General features: G+C 52.6%; 1 rRNA gene. It reads right to left on the bottom strand.

The window, feature by feature from the left end:
- Positions 1–468: ribosomal RNA gene (locus ACTHSL_RS13010) — 16S ribosomal RNA — on the bottom strand; the annotation flags it as partial.

The following is a 468-nucleotide window of genomic DNA, read 5'->3' as shown; positions in this document are numbered from 1 at the left end:
GTGTATAAGAGACAGGACTACTGGGGTATCTAATCCTGTTTGCTCCCCACGCTTTCGAGCCTCAGCGTCAGTTACAGTCCAGAGAGTCGCCTTCGCCACTGGTGTTCTTCCTAATCTCTACGCATTTCACCGCTACACTAGGAATTCCACTCTCCTCTCCTGCACTCTAGATAACCAGTTTGGAATGCAGCACCCAGGTTGAGCCCGGGTATTTCACATCCCACTTAATTATCCGCCTACGCTCCCTTTACGCCCAGTAAATCCGGATAACGCTTGTCACCTACGTATTACCGCGGCTGCTGGCACGTAGTTAGCCGTGACTTCCTCCTTGGGTACCGTCATTATCGTCCCCAAAGACAGAGCTTTACAACCCGAAGGCCGTCATCACTCACGCGGCGTTGCTGCATCAGGGTTTCCCCCATTGTGCAATATTCCCCACTGCTGCCTCCCGTAGGCTGTCTCTTATAC

The organism is Neisseria sp. P0008.S010, assembly GCF_051962715.1.
Lineage (GTDB): Bacteria > Pseudomonadota > Gammaproteobacteria > Burkholderiales > Neisseriaceae > Neisseria > Neisseria elongata.
The sequence above is the reverse complement of the archived record's forward strand: the minus strand, read 5'-3'. Positions and strand labels throughout refer to the sequence as shown.